This is a genomic window from Janthinobacterium sp. Ant5-2-1 (genome assembly GCF_001445815.1).
Taxonomy (GTDB): Bacteria; Pseudomonadota; Gammaproteobacteria; order Burkholderiales; family Burkholderiaceae_D; genus Janthinobacterium; species Janthinobacterium lividum_E.
Map to the genome: position 1 here is coordinate 1 of NZ_LNCE01000124.1, position 6,804 is coordinate 6,804.

Annotated in this window: 4 protein-coding genes and 2 pseudogenes; 3 read left to right on the top strand and 3 right to left on the bottom strand. The window is 46.0% G+C overall.

Annotated elements, in window-relative coordinates; translation table 11 throughout:
* Positions 1–173: 173 nt before the first annotated feature.
* A pseudogene (locus tag ASN89_RS28390) lies at positions 174–505 on the top strand (IS1634 family transposase); the annotation flags it as partial.
* A 483-nt stretch (positions 506–988) separates the two neighbouring features.
* Here the strand turns inward: ASN89_RS28390 and ASN89_RS25495 are convergent.
* Together ASN89_RS25495 and ASN89_RS25500 are read right to left on the bottom strand one after the other, a co-directional pair.
* Entirely contained in the window at positions 989–1,306 is a 318-nt protein-coding gene (locus ASN89_RS25495; RefSeq protein ID WP_235502079.1) for an H-NS family nucleoid-associated regulatory protein, read from the bottom strand.
* A 479-nt stretch (positions 1,307–1,785) separates the two neighbouring features.
* Positions 1,786–2,586: pseudogene (locus ASN89_RS25500) on the bottom strand (IS3 family transposase).
* Between the two features lie 542 nt (positions 2,587–3,128).
* Here ASN89_RS25500 and ASN89_RS29740 point away from each other — a divergent pair.
* Both ASN89_RS29740 and ASN89_RS25505 read left to right on the top strand, forming a co-directional pair.
* A complete protein-coding gene (locus ASN89_RS29740; protein ID WP_268766406.1) occupies positions 3,129–3,263 on the top strand; it encodes a hypothetical protein in 135 nt (44 codons plus the stop codon).
* Positions 3,264–3,295: 32 nt separating this feature from the next.
* Positions 3,296–3,691 (top strand): recombinase family protein, encoded by a 396-nt coding sequence (locus tag ASN89_RS25505; protein ID WP_235502080.1) that lies wholly within the window; start codon positions 3,296–3,298, stop codon positions 3,689–3,691.
* Positions 3,692–3,825: 134 nt separating this feature from the next.
* On the opposite strand, the gene ASN89_RS28395 is transcribed toward ASN89_RS25505, so the two are convergent.
* Entirely contained in the window at positions 3,826–6,660 is a 2,835-nt protein-coding gene (locus ASN89_RS28395; protein WP_082654755.1) for an FG-GAP-like repeat-containing protein, read from the bottom strand.
* Between the last annotated feature and the right edge of the window lie 144 nt (positions 6,661–6,804).

The window sequence follows — 6,804 nt, forward strand, 5'->3', positions numbered from 1 at the left end:
CGCCTCCGTGGCGTGTTGATCACGAAGTTCGACCGACTTAGCGTTTCGGCCCATGACGTATCTCGTATCCGCACCGGCTGGCTGGCCGAGGAAACGTCACACCGAAGATGGGCACGTCGGAGTGCTGGCTGAAATCCTTAGCGTACTAATTTTTTCGAATTCTGTGGGCGCCCAATATCGAGCGCGGTTTCCGCGTGCTCAAATCCTAAATCGAGATCGGTTCGATATATCATCGGCTGCCTGGGCGCATCCGAGCCCATGCCACGATCTGCTTCATGGCCTTGATTCTGTTCGCATCATGCGAACCTGCTTGCACGCCAGCGACACCGCGCTATCGCCCGAGCGCGCGCTAGCAAAACTGCGGCGGATTCAACACCACCGCGTCACCCTAAACGGCAACGAATCCGTTGCCGGCATTTCGTCAATCAACAAGGAGCAGACCAACATCCTCACCGCGCAGACTATCAAAAAACCGACCCTCGATACACAATTAACGCTCTTGTAGTGGCACATTTGCACGTCACACCTATATGAATCAATAACTTACGCGTGCAGCTATCGAACTCGGGAGGCATTCCTGGAATGAGACAATAAGCCAAATTACCCTTAGCGCGAACAGGGGCATTAATGATTTTCATACGAATCTCCGTTTGGGATGGAGGGATCGATACCCAATGGGCGTAAATCCCCGTTGGGTGTGATTGTTTGAGTTTTGCACTTGTAGCGCTTAAACAATGCCGAAGATCCGGCGGGAGGAAAAATTTGAGTAGCGCTCATCTGTAGTAGTACACAGAAAAGCGAGAATTGGTTGAATGAAATTTCCACTAAGCGGCTATTAATAATACTCGATTTTTGGATAATTGAGTCAATCAGAGATGCAAATTTTGATGCTGATACAGATGCGAATCACCGACTAGAGAAAGGCAGCCATGGTTTTTCAAAGATCCGCCTAGGCGAAAGATTTGAGGAAAACGGCCGTCGTCATGTGTTACAACTTGATGTCGTCCAATGACTTGCCTTCATCCATATAAGCTTTCACCCATGCAGGATAGCGGCCACGACCGGACCACTGCTGACCATGATCGTTAGGGTTGCGATATTTCATGGGAGCCTTCATGCCTGTCGATTTAGCAGCCTGACCGGTGTTCACAATGTCCTGCAACTTCAGGCCAGCAGCCTGAGCGATCGCCACAATTTGTGTACGAGCGTTCGACTTCTCTTTCTCGCTACGCGCGAGAATTTCTTTTTTGAGGTCCACCTCGAGGGTACGCAGCTCTGCTACTGACAGCTTCGAAATATCAATCATTTGTAAGCTCTCTTAAGTTAGGTTAAATACATGTTTGTCATCTTGCTATTGACATTGGCTATCGGCCCATTTTGATAATGAATCCTTGGCAAAGTTTAGCGCATAATTATAGAGACGGTGTGACTATATGTTAAGCAGAAATTTCATGTATTATACTATGGCGCGTCCTACTACAGGGAAATCTGAGGTTGTGTCAGTTTGCTCTTTAGTTAGAATTTAATTAATGTGCGGCAATTTCGTATGGTGAAAACGTTTAACCAAATGCATTCAATTCATATAGGTTGGGGGCATACGACTGATATTCTTAACTGACCCGCGTGACATACTTGTACCGGGAACAATTTTTGGGAGCCTTAAATGCTGAAAAAACAAATGAATTTCTTGATGCAGTTCAACTTGAACTGGGGAAAATCGATGAGTGACATAAATTGACCCTTAGTGAGTGTGATGTGATAGATGACTGAATCGCCACAACTTTATTAGACACCCGCGAGCCGCTCAAAATGCCTTCGTTCAAACTCTGCTGGCGAAAGCCTGTAATTAAATCCGTGACGGCGCTTGGGATTGTAGAACATGTCGATGTAGTCGAAGATGTCCTGCCTGGCGTCGTCCCTGGTTGCGTAGGTTTTGCGTTTGATGCGCTCGCGTTTTAGAAGCTGGAAGAAGCTTTCAGCGACAGCGTTGTCGTGACAGTTTCCACGTCGGCTCATGCTTGGCTCCAGCAGATGCGCCGTCAAGAAATCACGCCAGTCCTTGCTGGTGAACTGCGAGCCCTGATCCGAATGAACCATCACAGGATGGGCCGGCTTGCGTCGCCAAACGGCCATCAGCAGCGCGTTCATCGCCAGTTCCGTATCAATCCGTGAGCTCATCGACCAGCCGACGACCTGGCGCGAAAACAGGTTAAGTACCACTGCCAGGTAGAGCCAGCCTTCATGAGTTCGAATATAGGTGATGTCCATCACCCAGACCTTGTTTGGCTCAAGTACGTCAAATTGCCGCTGCAGATGATTCGGCGCCACCACCGATGGCAGGCCGCCGTCTTTCCGCTTGCGCTTGCCCTACTCGGTCTGCGAGCGCAGGCACGCTGAGCGCATGATGCGGTGAACGCGATTGATACCGCATCGCTCTTCGGGCACGCCATACCGCTTTGTCCACGCATAGATCCTGTGGATACTGACAGCAAGCCGTTCAGCGACCTCGACCGACGGGTGCCCGCGCTCAACAGCCTGCTTGACCGCTGCGACCTTAAATTCTTCCGTGTAACGCTTCCCACTCATGATTTCTCCTATGCCTAAATTATGGCTCAGGAGTGTCTACGATTGTCGTGGCGACTCACACTTTGATGTACAGGGATTCGGTGCCGAATCTTGTGCATCGCATATCAAGTCGCAGCGCACAGCTTTGTGATGTTGGATGATGAAGGGCATACCAAATAAATTGCCGTCAAATCTGTTGTCGACTATGAGGCTGGAGAGGGTGAATTCGGGAGTGCCCACTTGATTGGCGGTGACGCAGTCACTGAAATTTTTACGTTGATTGATCCAGAAGATGGGAGCAGCTGGCGCGGACTCGCAGGCCATGCCGTTCGAGTCGATGAATGAGAATTCACAGAGTACCTTGGAGGTGCGCGTAGCACCTCCGGCCGGTGAAGACCGCGGGTGTGCGTGTTGATGAGGGTTGGTTTAGAATTTAAATGCAGATTGAACAGCTTTGTGCTTCGATGAAACGATGTGCATGAGGCCGTGGCGCTGTCGAAGGCGCGGCTGGAGAATCGGTCCGGCCCGGCTGCAACCGAAGTCAAGTAAGAGAGGGCTGGCTCATGCGAATCGGTTATGCCCCCGTCTCCACCCAGCACCAGAACAACACGGCACAGATCGCGGCGTTGAACGCGGCCGTATGCGGGCGGATATTTGAAGAAAAGGCGTCGGCGGGCGGCTGGGACCGTCAGAACTGAGCCGCCTGCTCGATCAATTGCGCAAGGATGATGTGCTAGTCGTCTGGAAGCTCGAACGCCTGTCACGCTCGCTCAAGGACGTGCTGACCCTCAAGGAGACGGTGGAAAAGGCGGGCGCGGGATTCCTCAGCCTGACCGAGGCTGTCGACACCGCCTCGCCGGCCGAGCGCATGATGATGCAAATCGTGGGATCGTTTGCCGAATTCCAGCGCCCCATGATACACGAGCACACCCGCAGCGGCTTGTTGGCCGCCCGCAGAGAAGGCCACATTGGCGGTCGCCGTCCCAAGCTCACGCCAACGCAACAAAAGGGAATCGTCCACCTGGTCGATTCTGGTCAGAAAACAGCCGCCGATTCTCAGCGCCTGTTTAATGTCCATCTATCCAAGGTAGCACGGCTGCTGATATGCAGCAAGCTCTCAACATAGCTGGGAAACCAAAAAAATCATTAAGGTACGATTTTTCCCGTTTCCCCTGTTCTCCCCTAGTATGCTAATCTATAGTCGCAGCATCGAAACGCAAATTCTATGCTGGGGTGAATCAATTAGCATAGAAGAAAAGTTTAATCCACTTCAGTAGTTTTAACAGCGTTTATTTTATGCACAGCCGATAATGCGCACATATAACCTTGAGAAGTCCGCCCACAAATATCAGCTCGACCATCACCATTAATATCAGGAAACAATAGTGTCGATGCTTTCGCGGAAGTTCCAAAATGGGCATTGTCGGTAAAATCTGTATTCACAGGTATATTCCAGTTGTCATGAAAGGCGTTACCTCTAGATAATTCACAAAACACACCTTTTTTACCACGCGCACATACATCTGCTTTACCATCTCCATCAACATCGGCTAGTCGCAGGGATAAGTAATATTCTGGCTGATTCCATCCATTGGCGTCAGAGAAGCCACGACCCCATAGTCCGAAGCCAATGAAACGGCTGTTATCGGGATCGCCAAGTGCGCAATAGACCCCAGCACCACCTCTTCCGCAGATATCTAAGTTTCCATCGCCATTTACATCAGCAAACTGAATTGTTAATGCATGTTCTGGCCAATTCCAACCGCTAGCATCATCAAAAGAACTAAGCCAAAGTGTAACTGGATTAAATTTCCCCAACGCATCATTAATTCCGCAATATATCCCGTTTGTACCGCGGGAGCAAATGTCGGCATACCCATCTTTGTTGACATCAACCAACCGAATGGTATCATAATATGTTGAATTCAATCCCCACCCTTGAGCATCCGAAAAATCCTCTGTCCAATATTCCCCTGTAGAAGAAAACGAATCTCCGTTAGAGATTACACATTTTATTCCATTAGCATCGCGTATACACGCATCCGCTTTCTTATCTCCATTTATATCTGCAAGTTGAAACGACATTGCATAATTTGAGGAATTGATGGTTGCGCTGGAAATTGCGGTAGACCACAGAGTTATGGAGCTATATGAACCGTTAGCGTTCAAAGTTGTACAAACAATTCCATCAGGCCTCAGACCACAAATATCGGCACGACCATCGCCATTAATATCAGCAGAGCGAAATGTACTATAATTTACGGGTTTTGCATCCCAGTTAAATTCAGTATCTGCGAACAAATTTACGGGTGGAATCAAGCCAAAATTTTGAGTTTTTTGCATGACCGGGGCACCAGTCTTTTTTACCCATCTTTGGTTAAAACGACCATCTCTCGGGTAGATGGTTAGATCGGCTAACTGTGCACATTCCTGGGCAAACACCCCATTATCTCCCGCCGATAGACACAATCCGTTTATGCCACGAATTTGCCCATTGTTGAGAATGGTCCAAGTTTGATCTGGACGTTGTTCACATTGACTAGTTGTCACTACATTACTGAAAGAACCAAAGGGAACAGAAATAGGATTAGCCGTTAAACAATGCATTGAGTCGACAAAAAATTGACCCCAATTATCTAAATTCCATGCGCTAGCGTTTTTACAAGAAGATAAAAATACACCATTGTGTCCTTTGAGAGTAAGGCAACCATTGAAGTTAGCAATTTTTGTCGCATCAAAAGATAGATTGTTCACTGTCGCCCCTTCTCTAGCATTCAGCCCTTCTCCTTGGGATGCGTAAAGGTCATCACACCTCGGACCAAGTAACATTGAATCAGCTTCGAGTTCATTAAAATTCCACGGCATATATGCTGCATAAGATTCCTGTTTAATAATTGCAGTTGAGCATTGAAGATTTGGCATGTTGTATGCAGGACTATCTGGATAGATAACGCCCGGGAAGCGAATACTATATGTTTGAGCATTAATCAATCTATGTTCGATACCATAGGTTGCCGTATACATTCGATCCGCCTCTTGAGCAAAATTAGCTGCATAAATATGATCGCTATGATCAACTGGAGGATCAGAAACTATTGGTAAGCCATCACGTAAAAACATATCATAATGGGTTTTTGTACTATCCAGCGTTCCAAGTGTCTTAGGCTTATAATTGCTCATCAATTCAAAGAGAAATCCTATTACATCAGACCTATTGTATGTAAAATATCTTTGCGCAGAAAAATGATAACCACTCGTGATTGTGGCAGATAAATTATTATTTTCTAGGCTGGCTTTCCAAAGCGTTTCAATGGTAGGAATGGCTTCATCATTATAAGCCGGAATATTTTCCGGATAGCCATTTTTCCATCCCCATGAGTTAGTTAGTCCCATAAAATACAAATCTACTCGCTTTTCACCAGACTTTTTCAAAAAACAGTGAATTGATGGAAAAACATTGGAAGTGTTTAATTTATTCTGAGTATTTTTTGTATTTTCAAATGCACAGTTGTGTGTGACAAGTATACGGACAGCATCATCGCCCTTATTGCGACTATTATTTGCCACACCGCCATCTGACCAACTTTCTAATACTTCACTAGGTGATAAAGTAGGTAGGTTTAAAAGCTTCTCGTATGCATTAAGAATCCCAGCAATACGATAAATTCCAATCAGACTGTCGTAACAACTTTGCAAAGAACTTGTATCAATATATGGAGTTAGATCCAGATGCCCATCGACACCCTTCGGCTTTGCGCAAACAGCTTGAGAAACCTTACTAACGTTTGTATCACCAATAATATTAGAAATACCGCTCGATAAAAAAACGGTAACTACATGATTACCTTTAAAAATTGATTGCTGTATATGATCACTCAAAAATAAAAGGTCGTCATCCTCATGCGCTACAATGAACATATCTGTAGTAACATGACTGCCGCTACTGGCGTGGACATCGAATTTAACGAATGGAGTGCTATCCATCTCCAAAACGTTTGATTTGTTAGTTGTATGTTTTTCGCCGACAATAGCATTCGATTCCCCATTTTCTAAAATGAACCCAATCATTATTATCGCTATAATATAATTTTTCATTTTTATAAGTTTATTTTAATTTTTTTGAAATTTACCGGTGAATATAGATGTGTCCAATTAAGAATTGACTCCACCGATATTCGCTTTTAAATTTTTATTTTAATTTATATACGGAGTAAAATCTATTTCAGTTTTACCAATGCC